Genomic DNA, 13967 nt, shown 5'->3' with positions numbered 1-13967 from the left:
TCTGAGTCCGGTGCGCATTTGAAAGGGATCAGCCATCTGGCTGGTGCGAATACGCAGGCTTATGCAGCTCGCCCCAAGAATTTCTGCGGATCAGTCAAACAAGGGCGCAGTGGGCGCAGTGGGCGCACACTCATGGATCACGCGCGAATCTTAGTGCTCACATGTTTCGAAATTAAGAATGTGGACGATTAGGAGTGTCAAAAAACGATTCTGTTGCAAACCTGGCGAAAAAAATCACCCGAAAAGCAGAAAACTGTCAGAAAATCGTCGAAAAACAGGCCGTGAGCCTTACTGTTTACCAGGCAACAACAGTTCAACACCTTGCTGCCAGATCAACATCACTTACACTGGAAAATTGCCCTGATACCTTGCTGTTCAAGCACCCGGACCCTTGGCACAGAGCATGCAATATTCCATTTGTGAATTTCATGCTCTCTGGACTGCTGTTTTTGAAATATGCAAACCAGTCTTGCAGCCCTTGCCTCCCCGATCTGGACGCTCACTATGCCACAACCCCCTATTTCTTTTTGGTTGCAAACGCCGCGAGCCCTGATTCGCTGGATGGTAACGACCTGCACATTGGCGATTAGCCTGCAGGGAGTAGCACAGGCCGCTGAAACCGCGCCTGCCGAAGTCCGCCTGGATTACGCCTATTATTCGCCGGTCAGCCTGGTGCTCAAGCATTTTGGCTGGCTGGAGAAAGCCCTGCCGGAGGCGAAAGTCACCTGGGTGTTGAGCCAGGGCAGCAACCGCTCGCTGGAATACCTGAACAGTGGCAGCGTCGACTTTGCTTCGTCGGCCAGCCTGTCTGCGGTGCTGGCCCGGGCCAACGGCAGCCCGATCAAATCGGTGTATGTCTACAGCCGGGCAGAATGGACGGCTCTGGTGGTGCGCAAGGATTCTCCCCTGCAATCGGTTGCCGAACTCAAAGGCAAGAAAATCGCCGCCACCAAAGGCACCGACCCTTATCTGTTCACCTTGCGCGCGCTGCAGAAGGCCGGGCTGAAAAAGGATGATGTCGAGTTGCTGCACCTGCAGCATCCCGATGGACGCACCGCCCTCGAAAAAGGCGACGTAGATGCCTGGGCAGGGCTTGACCCGCACATGGCGGCCAGTGAAATACAGTCCGGCTCGCGCCTGCTTTACCGCAACAAGGACTTCAACAGCTATGGCGTACTGAGCGTCACGGAAACCTACGCCAAGGAGCATCCACAGGCGATCAGAACAGTATTGAGCGCTTATGAGCAGGCTCGGGAATGGGCAGTAAAAAATCCTGATGAGCTGGCCAGGCTGCTGGCGACCGAGTCAGGTTTGCCGCTGGAAGTCGCCAGGCTGCAATTGACCCGCACAGACCTGAGCAACCCGCAACTGAGCGCGAAAGACATGGAAGCGTCCAAGGCCGCGGCGCCGATTCTGGTGTCCGAGGACCTGGTGCGCAAAGGCGTAAACGTCGAACAAGTGATCGATCAGTTGATCACGCCAGAGTTTTCCAAAGCCGTGATCGCAACGCCATGACCAGCCCAGACAAGTCCCTGCCTGCCTGTGCGCAGGCGGCCTTGCCTGACAGGGCGCAGCGCACGTTTTGGCAGCGCTACAAAACGCCGCTCAAAGGCCTGGTAGTCCCCGCTGCAATCATTGTTTTGCTGGAAATTATCGTGCGCATCGGCTGGCTGCCCTCCTACCAGATGCCAGCCCCCAGCGAGATCGTGCTGACATTAAGTGATCTGGCCGATGGTGCGTTGTGGAAACACATCAGTGCCAGCCTGTTGCGTGTGCTCAGCGGCTTTGTGATCGGCGCAAGCCTGGCCTTGGTATTTGCTGCGTGGGTGGGGCTCAGTCGTGAGGCGGAGGCGTATCTGGAGCCGACGTTCGCCGGGCTTCGTTCCATCCCCAGCCTGGCCTGGGTGCCGCTTCTACTGCTGTGGCTGGGCATTGGCGAGACCTCCAAGGTTGTGCTGATCGCCATCGGTGCGTTTTTTCCGGTCTACCTCAACGGCGTGGCCGCGATTCGGGGCATTGACCGAAAGCTGGTGGAAGTCGGCAAGATGTATGGCTTCAGCCGCTATCGCCTGACCCGGCGTATTCTTCTGCCCGCCGCCCTGCCCGGCCTGTTCACCGGTTTGCGCAGCGGCATGAGCCTGTCATGGATGTTTCTGGTAGCCGCCGAGCTGATCGCGGCCACCAAAGGCCTGGGCTACCTGCTCAGTGACGGACGCGAAACCTCGCGCCCGGACATCGTGCTGGCGGCCATCATCGTTCTGGCGACACTGGGCAAGTTGAGCGACGGCCTGTTGGCAGGCCTGGAAAAACGCTTTCTGGCCTGGCGGGACACATTCACCGGTCAAAGCCGCGAGGGTCGATAGATGCCGGAATCGTTGATGAACATACGCGTAGACCGCAAAGCATTCGCTGGCAATACCGTACTGCAGGATATCGATCTGTCATTACAGTCAGGTGAGATCGTCAGCCTGCTGGGGCCAAGCGGTTGCGGTAAAAGCACGCTGCTCAGAATTGTCGCCGGGCTGGAGCAGGACTTTCGTGGCTCGGTGGACAACATTGAGGGAGAAGTCGCGTTTGTGTTTCAGGAACCGCGCCTGATGCCCTGGCTGACCGTCGAACAGAATATCGGCTTCAGTGACGATGCCGGCTACGACCGCAGATGGGGCGGTCAATTGATCGAAGAAGTGGGCCTGTCCGGTTTCGCCGATGCCTTGCCAAAAGCATTGTCCGGAGGCATGGCGCAACGCGTGGCCATTGCTCGCGGCCTGTACTCGCACCCTACGGTACTGCTGCTGGATGAGCCTTTCAGCGCAGTGGACGCGTTTACCCGAATGAAGCTTCAGGACCTGCTGCTGCAATTGGCCGAGCGTCACGCTATCACCCTGTTGCTGGTGACTCACGATGTCGACGAGGCGTTGTACCTGAGCGACCGGGTATTAGTGATGGGCAGCCGCCCCGGCACGATCACCCAGCAACTGCCGGTCGGGCTGCAAGCACCAAGGGATCGCCGCGATCCGTTACTGGCTCGACTGAAAGCTCAGGCACTGACCGAGCTGCATCAGGCGCATATCATTTGACGTCGGTCGCCTCGCAGCCTTACTTGTCGGCCTTGAGCTCTTTCCAGAGTCCCTGGCGCAACGCCTCGATATTAACCGGGACCTGAGACATCACGAACAAGCGGCTCAGCATGTCGGCGTCTGGATAGACAGTGGTATCCGTCCACAGGCCGGGATTGATCAGGGCGTCGGCCTTTTCGTTACCGTTGGCGTAATGCACCGTATTGGTAATGTTGGCGATCACTTCCGGGCGCAGCAGGTAGTTCATGAACGCGTAGGCACCTTTGACATCAGGGGCATCAGCCGGGATGGCGATCATGTCAAACCACATTGGCGCGCCCTCCTTTGGAACCACATAGCTGATTGTGATGTTATTGCCCGCTTTTTGGGCCTGCTCCTGCGCCAGGGAAATATCCCCTGAGTAGCCTACTGCCACACAGATCTTGCCCGTAGCGAGGTCGCCAATATAGTCGGCTGAACTGAAATTGCGCACATACGGCCGTACCTCATCCAGCAGCGCCTTGGCCTTTTTGTAGTCGTCCGGCACCTCGCTGTGCGGTGGCAGGCCGAGGTAGTTCAGAGCGATAGGGATCAGCGCCGGTGCGCTGTCCAGAAAAGCGACACCACACTGGGCGAGCTTTTTCATGTTTTCCGGCTTGAGCACCAGATCCCATGAGTCAAGCGGTGTGTCCTTGCCAAGAATGGCCTTGACCTTCGCCATGTCATAGCCGATTCCGGTGCTGCCCCACAGGTAGGGAAACCCATGCTGGTTGCCCGGATCACTGCCCTCCAGTGCCTTGAGCAGAACCGGGTTGAGGTTTTTCCAGTTGGGGAGCTGCCGTTTGTCGAGGGTCTTGAGCAAGCCGTTTTCAATCTGTCGACCCATGAAATGAATGGACGGAAAGACCAGGTCGTACCCGGAATGGCCAGCAATCAGCTTTGTGTTCAGCGTCTCGTTGGTTTCGAAAGTCTCGTAAGAGGTCTTGAAACCGGTGGCCGCTTCAAAATTTTTTAGAGTGTCCGGGGCGATATAATCCGTCCAGTTGTAGATATTGACCGTCTCCGCCGCATGGCTGGTCGAGGCCAGCAACATCAGTGCAGCAAGGGATTTTCTCAGCATTTTCAGCTCCTCGGGTCAATAACGATAGCTTGCCCCAGACCGGGCATGAAAACCACCTTCGTCAAGCAAATTCAGTTCACTACGGGGCCTTCTCCGGGGTGAATGACAAATGCATGGAACGTGCCCATTGATACCTTGCGATGATGACAGCCATATAATTGATTTTTTTGTGCTGCGTCATAAAAAATTTTTCCAGAACGGTGCTGGCGAATGCTATTTTCAGTACTCGTCAGACCGCTCAGCGATCCTGCTGGAAAGCAACCCGACCGACCGATAGTCCGCTGCGCTGATTATCTTCTCGTCATCATGCTTTACCGGACGAATTCTGGCTGTCTGCCTACCCATTGGAGCAAGGGAAATGCTCGATTGATTAAGGTGGGCCATTGTCATGAACAAAGTCACATTCCCCAATGCGTGCCAGCTGATGCGCTGGCACTTCCATCCGGTAGGCTTTGAAGCCTCGATGGATGCTCCCGGCAGCATGATTGCACGACTTTTCGACCGCGCCAGCGGTGAGACAGTCGTCGCCATCGCCGGCCTTCCGTGTTCCACGGTGATGAATGCCGCAGATGTAGAGCGCATCATCGAAGCCATCGAGGATGAGCTGGAATTGTTCGGCACTCATACGCAGCAACAGGTCGCCGGTTTTTCCTGAGATGACAGCCTCAGCCTGTTCGGACTTTACCGCGCAAGTCTTCGAAGAAAGGCTTGTCCTGGGCAATTCTGTCTGAAGCTTTAGGCATCTGGGCACTTTCCCCGCCGCCGGTGCCTTGATCGATATACCAATAGCAATGCCGCGCCGCACGAGTAATGGCGACATAAGCCAGGCGCAAGACTTCATCCTTCTGCGCTGTATCAAAGGGCTGAAGATCGCTCGCATCACCCAGCCCTGCCAAACGGTAAACCTGATTCTTGTAAGGCGAGACAGTCAGATGCTGGCAGTCGCCCAACAAAAACACGGCATCCGCCTGCAAGCCTTTGGAACTGTGGTACGTCAACGTCCTGATGCGACGACCTTGCGCGCCCATCGCCGCATCAGCATCGATCAATGCCTGCAAACGCTCCGAGAACCGGCTTTTCTCGCTGCCTTTGCGGTACAGCAGCAGAATCGAGTCACCGTCGTTGTAGTGCTCGGCTACACGCTCGGCCAGTTCGTCTTCGTCACGATCCAGCACCGTGACCGGCAGCAACTCTTGCGGCATGCCGCTGGCACGAGCCTTCTTGCCCGCAATCGCCGGAGCTGCCCGGACAATATGCTCTGCGGCATCGATAATGTGCTGATGGCTGCGGAAGTTGTCACTGAGCATGACTCTGGTGGTCGCCGGTGACGAAAACTCCCTGGCGAACTCCATGAAATACTTGGGTGAGCTGCCGCGCCAGCCGTAGATCGATTGCCAGTCATCGCCGACACACAGCAGTGATGAATGCTGAGCGATCCGGCCTGTATGCAGAGCAGGACCACGACGCCGGATTTCGCGCAGGCTGGCGCGTATCCATGAGACGATCTGCGGCGACACATCCTGGAACTCGTCGATCATCAAATGCGACAGCGGTCTGAGCATCTGGTCACTGACGTGTTTGAGGTTTTCCGGCGATGTTTCACCGAACAACGCAAACATCCGGTTATAGGTCATGATCGGAGGCGACTGAGCCAGCAGGTGCGTTTCGAAAGCTTTCCAGAACAGACTCAGCGCTTCGAAGAAGAAACGATCCGGGTCGTCGCTGGCAAAGCTCATCTCGGACACGGCATTGGGTACATCCAGTCCCAGGTTCTCGATGAAGCTGGCGGCGGTGACAAAACAGTCCAGTAGCGGCGCAGCACCGAGCTCACCCTTGACCCGATAGTCGAATCCGGGCCCGGCAACCGCGTCGCCCGCCAATGACTGCAATAGCTTGTTGGCAGACTGATAGTTATCCAGCCAGATCAAAGGCTTACTGCAGAAAGCTTGAAACAGAGTGCGCTTTATGACCCCCTCGGCCCACACTGGCAATTTGGCACCCGGCCGCTTGAGTTGCTGGTCTTCACTGGCGTCCAGGCCCAGCACAACCCAGGCATCAAGCTCAGCGATATAGCCGTGAAAACAAAAGGAAAATCCATTTATTTCAACAGCTTGGCGCATAGGCTCAATGCCCTTTATAGGCCATGCTCCTGCGCGAATCCACAAGTCCTCGACGGTGTCACACCACTCTTCATCCCGTTTCGAGGATAGCTCGGTCACCGCGACACGCTTCTGCACGTCAGGATGGTCGCGATCCAGTTCCTTGAGCTGCAAGGCATGGCGATACAGCGGCGCCATGACTTCGCGGAAACGCTCGTTGCCGGCGTACAGATCGCGGTAGCAGAGATTGAGTTGCTGACGCTGCGCATCGTTGATCCGCAGGTCGAAAGGATTGCTGTCCGCCTCTTCCAGGCCGGATGACTGGCTGCTCAGGTTCTCGAACGCCCTGAGCTGCTCAAAACCCGGCAGGCTGCGCACCAGCGGCAGAATACGCGAGTGAAAGGTGCGAACCAGGTCACGAGCCTGTTTCTGCCCCGTCACATGCCCCCACAAGGCCATCACCTCGATCAGCTTGCCGATGAAGTCCTTGCGCGACTCACGGGTGAAGGTCACGACTGTCATCGCATTCAGTTTAAAGCCCAGGTAGTGATGCAACAGCAGAATGCGCAGCACCAGCGATGTGGATTTGCCTGCGCCCGCCCCGGCAATGACGTAGGTAGATGGCGTATCGCTGAAAATCATCTTCCACTGCGCCGTGCTGGGCTGAGCATGCGCAGGGAGCTTTTCGGCGACATCGGCCTTGATACGCTTTTTCAGTTCAGGCGTGAGCGCCAGCCGCCAGTCGTCGAACAGATGGTCGTCAACTCTGGGGCCGCGATGTCGGACAGGCCGGGTATCGTTGATGACCAGCACCTGACGCGCTGCTTCCTCACCATCCAGGTAGCCGTCGGCATAACCCTCGCGCACGCCCTCTATGTGCCCATTCAGATAGCCGTCGGCATGGCCCTGGAACCACGACGGCGTGTGCTGCGAGCCCAACGCTGTAAGGCCGCGGCCCATCAGGCGCGATAACAGACGCCTGAAGAACGGCAGTTGCCGAGGCGGCATGAGATCGACATCCAGGTCATGAGGAAGCGCAGAAGGAAGGTCGTCAGGCACGCAGACTCCGGTGGATGGCTTGCAGGCAAAAAGGTCGCCTATGGTGGCCGGATTTGCGCGCAGGTTCCAGCGAAATGCTTGTCTGTCAGTGCGTTAGCCGATCAACTGCATGTTCCGTCGCAGGTGCCATCAGACTGGCATGACCGATTTTGGTACCAGCGCACCCGGGTGTTGAATCACCACACTGGCCAGACGATGACCTGCTTCGGCAGCCTGTCGCGGGTGTTCCCCCATGAGCCGGGCGGCCAGATAGGCAGCGCTGAACGAGTCCCCTGCTGCCGTGGTATCGACGACACGCTCGACCTTTTGCGACGCAATGTCGAAACGCTCGCCGCCGGCTTCCACAAGACAACTTTGCGCGCCGCGCTTGACGACGATCTCACCGATGCCGCGACCTCGATAGGCCGCCAGTAATTGCTCACTGTCGGCATAACCATAGAGCGCCTGCTCATCGTCTTCTGTGAGCAACGCCAGATCCACATGCTGCAGGCATGCCTGATAGGCCTCGCGAGCCTGCTCCACGCTGGCCCACAGCCGAGGCCGATAGTTATTGTCGAAGGCAACCCTGACCCCACGTTGACGAGCACGGTCCAGTGCTTCCAGCAATCGGGCGCGGCCTTGCTCGCCAAGTACCGCCAGGGTGATACCACTGAAATACAGCACGTCGTAGCTGGCCAGCGCCGCGAGGATCGGCTCGGCCGCAGGCGTCATGAAACAGTCCCGCACGGCGGCTTCGTTGCGCCAGTAGAGGAAACGACGCTCGCCATTGGCATCGGTCTGAATGCAGTAGAGCCCGGGCAAACGCCCCGGCAGGCGTTGCACCTTGCCCAGACCAATGCCCTCATCGGCCCAGATCCGGCACATTGCATCGCTGAAGCTGTCGTCACCCAGCGCCGTGACGTAATCCACCTTGGCCCGCTCACCCAACAATCGGGCAAGGTAAACCGCCGTATTGAGCGTGTCACCGCCGAAGCTCTGACGCAGGCTGCCGTCGGCATGCTGCTGTAACTCGATCATGCATTCGCCGATCAGGGCGACCCGTGGAAGGCTCATGAGACGATTACTCCCGCCAATACCGGAATTAGAAATACGTGCTGAAAGGCTCGATCACTCGCATGTCATTATCCACCAGACAACCTGAACGCCACTTGTCGAAGGTCAGACACGGGTGTGAGGTACCGAAGGAAATGATGTCGCCAACCTTCAACTCGCATCCGGGCGCGACTGTCATGAAAGCGTGCTGATCCATCACAGCGGTCACTTTGCAGGCACTGACGTCGTCGCCTGATGCAGGCTGCACACCCGCCTTGTAACGCAGCAGCGGGTTGGGCAAGCCGGCATCGTAGGCAACGTCGCGCTTGCCCATGGCGATCACCGCAAAACCCGGCTCCGGCATGGACTGCACATGCGCCCAAACCTCCAGCGCAGGGCGCAGCGCTTCGCTCAGCTCGGCACGTCGGTCCAGCACGCAGCACTGCGCGTCCTTGTAGATGCCGTGGTCATGCACCACATAACTGCCGGGGCGCAGCACGCTGAGGAACCGTTCGCGAACGGCCCGGGCATCGAATGCTTCAGCGATCAGGTCGTACCACGCCGAGCCGGATGCAGTGACAATCGGGCGATCCAAAGCGAATGCGCCCTTGTCCTGCAGGTCGACAGCCAGGCGCACCAGCGACGCCGCAAAAGCCTTGATGCCATCGATGGCATGGTCGCCGTGGATGACGCCTTCGTAACCCTCGATACCCGTCAACGCCAGCGCCGGTTGCGCCTGAACAGCATCCGCCAGGGCCAAGACCTGCTCTTCGCTACGACAGCCGCAGCGTCCACCGGGTACGCCATATTCGATCATCACGTTCAGGCGCAGGCCGCGTGCCGCGAAAAACTGGCCCAGTGCAGCGACATTGTCTGGGTGATCGACCATGCAGTGAAACTCGAACATCGGGTCAGCCAACAGATCGGCAATCACCGCCATGTTCGGCGCGCCGACCAGCTGATTGGCCATTAACACCCGCCGTACGCCATGCGCATAAGCGGCCTGGGTCTGGACCGCCGTGGCGAGGGTCATGCCCCATGCGCCCGCGTCCAGCTGTCGCCGAAACAGCGCTGGCACCATGCTGGTCTTGCCATGCGGTGCAAGCTCTGCACCGCTGTCAGTGACAAAACGTTGCATCCAGCGAATATTGTGATCCAGCGCCTGACGATGGATGACCAGTGCAGGCAGGCTGACATCAGTGACCAGGCTGTCGCCCGGCTGTGCAGTGCCCTTGTCCATGACGGCGGTGTCCATGACAGCGATGCTCATCAGTAATCTCCTGCAGTTATTCGTTGATTCGACGAGCCAGGCCGTTGGCGCTGTCGATCAGCACCCGCCGATAGTCGTCGTAATGGGTCTTGGCATCGGCACGCGGCGCGACAATGCACAGGGTTGCGATGCACTGACCGTGCTCGTTTTTCACCGGCGCGGCGAAACAGTGCGTGAAGGTGTCGGCCACGCTATCGAAGGAGAAGAAACCCTCTTCGCCTGCCTTACGGATCTCCCGCAAAAAGGTTTCCAGCGGCAGACGCTCGCCACCCGGGAGGATGAAATCGTCGGGATCAATCAGGTCGATGATCTGCTGATCGCTGAGGTGGCTGAGCAGCAGACGCCCGGAAGCGGTCCACGGGATGGGCGCGTTTTCACCGATGTCCGAGGAAATCCTGAAATGCCGCTCACCCTCTTTCATCAGCGCAACGGTGTATTTCCGGCCATTGAGCAGGCACATCTGCGCGGTTTCTCGCGTCTGGCTGACGATCTCGCCCAGGCAGACTTCCGCCTCGCGAGTGAAATCGAAGTGGCGCAAATGCGCCTGACCGAGAAAGTACAACTGACGGCCAAGGTAGACATGCCCGTCCTTGCTGACCGTCTCCAGAATACGCCGCTCCAGCAGCGACGCCACCAGCTCGTAAACCGTCGATTTGGGGCTGCCGATTCCGCTGGCAATTTCGTTGGGACGCATGGGTCTGGCCTTTTCCTTGAGGAAATCCAGAATATCGAACGCCCGGTCCAGTCCACGTGCCCGGCGCTTGATTGTGTCTTCAGTCATGGCTCATTCCTTAAGTAGAGCTGTAAGCCAGATAACCCGAGGCTTCTGGCTTGAAGCTGCTACTTGCGCCTATAAGCAATACAGTCGATTTCAACCTTGCAGTCGACCATCATGCTGGCCTGCACGCAAGCGCGCGCCGGTGCATGCTCGGGGCTGAAGTATTCACCGAACACCTTGTTGAAACTCCAGAAGTCCCGTGGGTCTTCCAGCCACACACCGACACGTACTACGTCTTCGAGCGCATAACCGGCTTCGTCGAGGATCGCGATCAGGTTACGCATGGTCTGGTGGGTCTGCTCGACGATACCGCCGACGATAATCTCGCCATCCTGCGCAGGCACCTGGCCAGAAACGTGCAACCAGCCGTCGGCCTCGACTGCTCGGGCGAATGGACGTGGCTGGCCGCCCCCTGCGGTGCTGCCTGCGCCATAACGGGTAATAGTCATGAGTTTTTCCTTGTCTTGAAGCATTGGACGTCGTGAAACGTTAAAAACGGATGTTCTTGAGAAACTCGCTCAAGCGCGTCGATTTCGGTTGTTCGAACAGTGTCTTGGGTGGCCCCTGCTCCTCGATGCGCCCCTGATTCATGAATACAATCTGGTCTGAAACCTCATAGGCGAAACGCATTTCGTGAGTCACCAGCAGCATGGTCATGCCGTCTTCGGCCAGGTCCTTGATAACGCTCAGCACTTCGCCGACCAACTCAGGGTCGAGCGCAGAAGTGACTTCATCGAACAACATCAGGCTGGGATTCATGGCAATGGCACGGGCAATTGCGACCCGCTGCTGCTGACCACCGGACAACTGGCCGGGGAAGTGATTGCGGCGCTCCAGCAGCCCGACCCGGTCCAGCCACTTTTCCGCCAGGGCAATGGCCTGATCCTTGGGCATCTTCTTGACCTTGAGCAGGCCCAGGGTCACGTTCTGCAGAGCGCTGAGGTGCGGAAACAGGTTGAATTGCTGAAATGCCATGCCAGTCATTGCCCGGTGCTGTGCAATAACCCGCTCCGGATGACGGGTGCGCTTGCCGTCTACGTCGCTGTAACCGATATCCTGCCCCTCGAGCCGGATATGACCGCCCTGAAACTCTTCCAGCAGATTGACGCAGCGCAGCAAGGTGGTCTTGCCCGAGCCACTGGAACCGATCAGGGTAACAACGTTGCCTTTCTGCATACGCAGATCGACCCCCTTGAGCACTTCCACTGCGCCATAGGACTTGTGCAGGCCTTCGATGCTGAGCAGCGCCGGGCCGGGGGTTGCGGTATGAGTCTGTGTCATGGCAATACCACCCGTTTTTCGATTTGCCGCCCAAGAAGCTCGATGGCGTAATTAATGAGAAAGAACAGAAAACCTGCAAACAGGTAGAACTCCAGGGTCATGAACGTGCGCGCAATCACCTGCTGAGTGCTCAACAACAGTTCAGCCACACCGATGACTGAAAGCAGTGTCGAAGCCTTGACGATCTCGGTCGAGGAATTGACCCACGTCGGCAGGATCTGGCGCATGGCCTGCGGCAACAACACATAGCGCAGCGACTGATTGAAACGCAGCCCGATCGCCTTGCCAGCCTCCAGCTGGCCAGCGGGAATGGCCTGCAGGGCACCGCGCACGATTTCCGATACGTGAGAGCCGCAGAACAACGTCAGGCCTATTGCGCCAGCTTGAAACGCGCTGATTTGCCAGCCCAGTGCTGGCACCATATAAAAGACTGCCAGTACCAGCACGAACACCGGCGTACCGCGTATCAGATCCACATAGAGTCGGATCGGCAACCGTGCGAAGAATCCGCCGTAGGTCAGCACCAGACCGGCCAGCATGCCGATCAACGTGCCCGCAGCAATCGCCAGCGCCGAGCACTGGATACTGGTCAAAAAGCCGGACCAGAGCACTTCTCTCGCGGTCCACAATTCCTGCAACCAGCCAGGGGGTTGATACATGACAGCCTCCTAGCGGCGAATCGCCAGACGTTGTTCGAGGGTGCGCAAGAGCATGGCGATCACATAGCAGGCCACTACGTAGAGTGCAGTGGTCACCAGCCAGGTTTCGATCACACGGTAGCTTTCGACATTGATCTTGCGCGCGTAATAGGTCAGCTCCGGCACCGCAATGGCGGCTGCCAGCGAGGTGTCCTTGAACAGCGAAATGAAATTGTTGGATAGCGCTGGCAACACGTTGCGCAACATCACCGGCACGATGATGTATGCCCTCACCTGCCACTCGCCCAGACCGATGGCCAACCCTGCTTCGCGCTGACCTTTGTGGATGCTCAGCAAACCGGCACGGAAAACTTCGGTCAGATAGGCGCCAGCGTACAGCGACAGCGTGACAATGAACGACGCCAGCTTGTCCAGACGAATGCCCAGCCCGGGCAAGGCGAAGTAGATCAGCAGGATCAACACCAGAATGGGCGTGTTGCGCACCACGGTGACGTAGATCGACGCGACAATGCGCAGTGCCTTGTAACGTGACAGCAGCGCAAATGCATTTGCCAACCCGATCACACAGCCGATGGCGATCGAGATCAGGGCCAGTTCCAGCCCCAGGCCCAAGCCCGCCAGCAAGCTGGGGAAGTCACGCCATACGGCATCAAAATTCAATTGATAATTCATGCTTGCCCGTACCTGGCAGGGAAAGCCCGAAGGCCTGCCCTGCCCTTGAAGGTCAGAGTGGACTTATTTGTATTCCATCGGGAAACCGATTGCAGGCACAGGCAGATCGACACCGAACCATTGCTTGAACGAGGCGGCGTAAGCCGGGAACTCGACACCGGTCATGGCTTCATGCAAGGCGGTGTTGACGAAGTTCAACCAGTCCTGATCGCCACGTTTGACGGCACAAGCGTAGGTTTGCGGGCTCCAGGCAAAAGCCGGCGAGCGGTAGCGGCCAGGGTTCTGAACCATCAGATACTTCACTGAAGACTGGTCGGTGGCGGCCGTGTCGGCGCGGCCCGAGTTGATCGCCTGGTACATCAGGTCGACGCTGTCGTACTGATCGACCTTGGCTTTGGGCAGCGCCTGATGCACCAGCTCTTCGGCATATACGTTCTGCAGCACGGCAACCGTCACTCCGTCGCCCGCGGCTTTAAGGTCATCTATTTCCTTGTATTTGCTGTTGGCAGGCAGCAACAACGCTACGCCTTCGCGGTAGTACGGCAAGGTGAACGCCACCTGCTGTGCACGACTGGCGGTAACGGTGATGAACTGGCAACTGATGTCGACCTTGTCGGTCAGCAGGTTGGGAATTCGCGCATCCGAGGACTGCACCACGAACTCGACCTTGCTCGGGTCATTGAACAGGCCCTTGGCGATGATCCTGCCGATGTCGATATCGAAACCCTGCAACTTGCCGTCCGCTCCCTGAAAATGCCACGGGGCATTGGTACTGCCTGTACCCACCACCAGATTGCCACGTTTCAATACTGCATCCAGCTTGCTGCCTTCGGCGGCCTGAGCCGCGTTGGCCAGCGTGAATGAGGCTGCAAGGACAAATGCACAAGCTTTCACAAAAGAAGGTCCGCGATGCATGACATAGACTCCGCCGAAGTATTTTT

The 13967-nt window shown here is 58.1% G+C and carries 15 protein-coding genes; 5 read left to right on the top strand and 10 right to left on the bottom strand.

Annotated features, from left to right (window positions below):
* The first annotated feature begins 194 nt into the window (after positions 1 to 194).
* From AC4ANK_RS14165 to AC4ANK_RS14150, 4 genes are read left to right on the top strand one after another with little or no spacing between them, the layout of a single operon-like run.
* A complete protein-coding gene (locus AC4ANK_RS14165; protein WP_154618438.1) occupies positions 195 to 590 on the top strand; it encodes a hypothetical protein in 396 nt (131 codons plus the stop codon).
* The gene (locus tag AC4ANK_RS14160) at positions 505 to 1515 is read left to right on the top strand and encodes an aliphatic sulfonate ABC transporter substrate-binding protein (protein WP_002553712.1); all 1011 of its coding nucleotides are present in this window, start codon (positions 505 to 507) and stop codon (positions 1513 to 1515) included. The genes AC4ANK_RS14165 and AC4ANK_RS14160 overlap by 86 nt, the downstream gene beginning before the upstream one ends.
* On the top strand, positions 1512 to 2363 hold the full coding sequence (locus AC4ANK_RS14155) for an ABC transporter permease (protein ID WP_031594790.1): 852 nt from the start codon (positions 1512 to 1514) through the stop codon (positions 2361 to 2363). Before AC4ANK_RS14160 ends, AC4ANK_RS14155 begins: the two co-directional genes overlap by 4 nt.
* Entirely contained in the window at positions 2364 to 3077 is a 714-nt protein-coding gene (locus AC4ANK_RS14150) for an ABC transporter ATP-binding protein (protein ID WP_002553710.1), read from the top strand.
* Positions 3078 to 3096: 19 nt separating this feature from the next.
* On the opposite strand, the gene AC4ANK_RS14145 is transcribed toward AC4ANK_RS14150, so the two are convergent.
* A complete protein-coding gene (locus AC4ANK_RS14145; RefSeq protein WP_002553709.1) occupies positions 3097 to 4176 on the bottom strand; it encodes a polyamine ABC transporter substrate-binding protein in 1080 nt (359 codons plus the stop codon).
* A 388-nt stretch (positions 4177 to 4564) separates the two neighbouring features.
* Here AC4ANK_RS14145 and AC4ANK_RS14140 point away from each other — a divergent pair, with 388 nt between their 5' ends.
* Complete coding sequence (locus AC4ANK_RS14140) at positions 4565 to 4831, top strand: DUF1652 domain-containing protein (RefSeq protein ID WP_002553708.1); 267 nt, start codon at positions 4565 to 4567, stop codon at positions 4829 to 4831.
* A gap of 10 nt (positions 4832 to 4841) precedes the next feature.
* On the opposite strand, the gene AC4ANK_RS14135 is transcribed toward AC4ANK_RS14140, so the two are convergent.
* The 9 genes from AC4ANK_RS14135 to AC4ANK_RS14095 all read right to left on the bottom strand — a co-directional run bounded on the left by AC4ANK_RS14135 (position 4842) and on the right by AC4ANK_RS14095 (position 13941).
* Positions 4842 to 7334 carry a UvrD-helicase domain-containing protein gene (locus AC4ANK_RS14135; protein WP_002553707.1) on the bottom strand — a complete coding sequence of 831 codons (2493 nt, stop codon included), beginning with the start codon at positions 7332 to 7334 and terminating at the stop codon, positions 4842 to 4844.
* A 129-nt stretch (positions 7335 to 7463) separates the two neighbouring features.
* Positions 7464 to 8387, bottom strand: a complete 924-nt coding sequence (kdgK, locus tag AC4ANK_RS14130) for a 2-dehydro-3-deoxygluconokinase (RefSeq protein ID WP_002553706.1) — start codon at positions 8385 to 8387, stop codon at positions 7464 to 7466.
* Positions 8388 to 8415: 28 nt separating this feature from the next.
* Positions 8416 to 9621 carry an amino acid deaminase gene (locus tag AC4ANK_RS14125; RefSeq protein WP_002553705.1) on the bottom strand — a complete coding sequence of 402 codons (1206 nt, stop codon included), beginning with the start codon at positions 9619 to 9621 and terminating at the stop codon, positions 8416 to 8418.
* 31 nt (positions 9622 to 9652) lie between these two features.
* On the bottom strand, positions 9653 to 10417 hold the full coding sequence (locus AC4ANK_RS14120) for an IclR family transcriptional regulator (RefSeq protein WP_002553704.1): 765 nt from the start codon (positions 10415 to 10417) through the stop codon (positions 9653 to 9655).
* A 59-nt stretch (positions 10418 to 10476) separates the two neighbouring features.
* Positions 10477 to 10863 (bottom strand): RidA family protein, encoded by a 387-nt coding sequence (locus tag AC4ANK_RS14115; RefSeq protein WP_002553703.1) that lies wholly within the window; start codon positions 10861 to 10863, stop codon positions 10477 to 10479.
* A 40-nt stretch (positions 10864 to 10903) separates the two neighbouring features.
* Positions 10904 to 11695: an amino acid ABC transporter ATP-binding protein gene (locus AC4ANK_RS14110; RefSeq protein ID WP_002553702.1), complete on the bottom strand. Its 792-nt coding sequence runs from the start codon at positions 11693 to 11695 to the stop codon at positions 10904 to 10906.
* On the bottom strand, positions 11692 to 12354 hold the full coding sequence (locus AC4ANK_RS14105) for an amino acid ABC transporter permease (RefSeq protein WP_002553701.1): 663 nt from the start codon (positions 12352 to 12354) through the stop codon (positions 11692 to 11694). The genes AC4ANK_RS14110 and AC4ANK_RS14105 overlap by 4 nt, the downstream gene beginning before the upstream one ends.
* 9 nt (positions 12355 to 12363) lie before the next feature.
* Complete coding sequence (locus AC4ANK_RS14100) at positions 12364 to 13026, bottom strand: amino acid ABC transporter permease (protein ID WP_002553700.1); 663 nt, start codon at positions 13024 to 13026, stop codon at positions 12364 to 12366.
* 63 nt (positions 13027 to 13089) lie between these two features.
* Positions 13090 to 13941 carry a transporter substrate-binding protein gene (locus AC4ANK_RS14095; protein WP_002553699.1) on the bottom strand — a complete coding sequence of 284 codons (852 nt, stop codon included), beginning with the start codon at positions 13939 to 13941 and terminating at the stop codon, positions 13090 to 13092.
* Positions 13942 to 13967: the final 26 nt, after the last annotated feature.

The sequence above is a fragment of the Pseudomonas sp. Pmew2 genome (assembly GCF_058129885.1).
This window is presented reverse-complemented; position numbering and strand designations above follow the sequence as displayed.

What these genes read in the sequence shown, in the direction of transcription:
- AC4ANK_RS14115 (WP_002553703.1), bottom strand. Translation starts at nt 10,863, where the DNA reads ATGACTATTACCCGTTATGGCGCAGGCAGCACCGCAGGGGGCGGCCAG.
- kdgK (WP_002553706.1), bottom strand. Translation starts at nt 8,387, where the DNA reads ATGAGCCTTCCACGGGTCGCCCTGATCGGCGAATGCATGATCGAGTTA.
- AC4ANK_RS14110 (WP_002553702.1), bottom strand. Translation starts at nt 11,695, where the DNA reads ATGACACAGACTCATACCGCAACCCCCGGCCCGGCGCTGCTCAGCATC.
- AC4ANK_RS14145 (WP_002553709.1), bottom strand. Translation starts at nt 4,176, where the DNA reads ATGCTGAGAAAATCCCTTGCTGCACTGATGTTGCTGGCCTCGACCAGC.
- AC4ANK_RS14100 (WP_002553700.1), bottom strand. Translation starts at nt 13,026, where the DNA reads ATGAATTATCAATTGAATTTTGATGCCGTATGGCGTGACTTCCCCAGC.
- AC4ANK_RS14125 (WP_002553705.1), bottom strand. Translation starts at nt 9,621, where the DNA reads ATGGACACCGCCGTCATGGACAAGGGCACTGCACAGCCGGGCGACAGC.
- AC4ANK_RS14160 (WP_002553712.1), top strand. Translation starts at nt 505, where the DNA reads ATGCCACAACCCCCTATTTCTTTTTGGTTGCAAACGCCGCGAGCCCTG.
- AC4ANK_RS14150 (WP_002553710.1), top strand. Translation starts at nt 2,364, where the DNA reads ATGCCGGAATCGTTGATGAACATACGCGTAGACCGCAAAGCATTCGCT.
- AC4ANK_RS14095 (WP_002553699.1), bottom strand. Translation starts at nt 13,941, where the DNA reads ATGCATCGCGGACCTTCTTTTGTGAAAGCTTGTGCATTTGTCCTTGCA.
- AC4ANK_RS14140 (WP_002553708.1), top strand. Translation starts at nt 4,565, where the DNA reads ATGAACAAAGTCACATTCCCCAATGCGTGCCAGCTGATGCGCTGGCAC.
- AC4ANK_RS14120 (WP_002553704.1), bottom strand. Translation starts at nt 10,417, where the DNA reads ATGACTGAAGACACAATCAAGCGCCGGGCACGTGGACTGGACCGGGCG.
- AC4ANK_RS14105 (WP_002553701.1), bottom strand. Translation starts at nt 12,354, where the DNA reads ATGTATCAACCCCCTGGCTGGTTGCAGGAATTGTGGACCGCGAGAGAA.
- AC4ANK_RS14155 (WP_031594790.1), top strand. Translation starts at nt 1,512, where the DNA reads ATGACCAGCCCAGACAAGTCCCTGCCTGCCTGTGCGCAGGCGGCCTTG.